This is a genomic window from Bartonella jaculi (assembly GCF_039543045.1).
Taxonomy (GTDB): Bacteria; Pseudomonadota; Alphaproteobacteria; order Rhizobiales; family Rhizobiaceae; genus Bartonella; species Bartonella jaculi.
In genome coordinates, this window is record NZ_BAABIZ010000103.1 from 1 (window position 1) to 1570 (window position 1570).

Here is a 1570-nt window from a genome sequence, read left to right on the forward strand (position 1 = left end):
CCTTTTTTGACATCACCAAAATCTCTTAAAGCTCTAATTCTATGCAGCGTTTTAAAGCCAACCTCTATTGTTTCACCCGTGAATTCGTATTTTTTTGCAGGCTCTTGTTTATTATTAGATGCGGTTTCATTTGAAATGTTAGAAATAACGGGGGTATTTTTTGATATAGAATTCATTTTATTAATCCTGTTGGTTTTAAATTTTGAATTAAACACCCTATCAAGGGCGTCGGGCGCTCAAAACACGGCCAACAGTCCGTTGCTATGCTTTTCCCTAAAAGGGTATTGTATGACATAGCTACACCCGACAAAATCATCATATATGCTAATCACAGCATAAAAGATAGTCAGTATTTTAAAGACTTTGGAAAGGTTGTTTCGTAACCTATCCGCTGTTGGTCTAGTGTTTTGATCACTTGAGTATTTATATAACAAAATACGTATTTATTATCAACAATTGTTTTATCTTTTTTGATATTTTTTTTGTATTTTTTTAAATTCATTGTGTGTAAATATTTGTCACATGCTTATTAATTGCTTCTTTTATATTTATGTGCTTTTAAAGCTATATTATTGGCTTTATAAAACGATTGCGTTATTTTCTGAATCTATACATTTATAATATTGAGAAACGCTCTCATGATGCGTATTTTTAGTTTTATGATGTATTTGTTTTTTACTAAATGGTTTTTAAAGATTTCTGTTAATTTCTTTTATAGTGCATTTGCAACTTAACAGCCTTTTATAGGGACTATCTCTATAACAACGCTTTCATTTGCATTGTGATTATGAAAAACTGCTGTTTTATGCATTCTTTATAACGGTTATATCCTTTATAATCACCGCATCATTTTTCATTTTTATAAGAGAAATGATAATTGCTATTTATAGCTTGTTATGAAATCTCTAAAGAGAGACTGATAATTATAGAGATTAGCAAAATCCCTTTTAATAGACTTTTGTCAGTCTTGTCAGTTCTTTTTATACCCTATCTTATTTTTTTATGAGATAAAAAATTAAAAACATTATATTTCAATATGTTAGCATTTTACAGATCTTAAAAAAACAACTCATATTGATAATACAACCTCTAAATTCAATCAATAGTATATGTTTCGAGGGGGTTTTGACAATTTTTGCACCTTCAAAACCTATAAGCAAAATGAAGATACATAACTCTCTTTAAAAAGAGCTTTTGAAACCTATCAAGCTCTCATTTTAGATTACGGTATAATCTTTTAAAGGCAATCCAAAAAAATCTAATTCTGTTTAAGAGTGGATTTCTTAAAAACCTTAAAGCAATCCAAAGTAGGGTGTTTAAAAGTGCAAATCCTCTCTTTTTAGAATAACGCCTGATAAATTATTCCTTTAAGATTGTAGGTAATCAATTTAACAAGATGATAGCTTATAGAGTGTAATTTAAAATCAATATTGAAAGACCTTTATAAGATTAGCATGCCCGTCATGTGAGCATGCTTTATTAAGTCTATTCACTCTCTCTTATTTCTAATTTTGGTAGATTCTTAACAATCTTCATTGTTTCTAAACTTACCGTAATAACCCTTTGAAAC

Annotated in this window: 1 pseudogene; it reads right to left on the reverse strand. The window is 28.9% G+C overall.

Annotated features, from left to right (window positions below):
• Window positions 1–176: pseudogene (locus ABD915_RS10375) on the reverse strand (LbetaH domain-containing protein); the annotation flags it as partial.
• Between the last annotated feature and the right edge of the window lie 1394 nt (window positions 177–1570).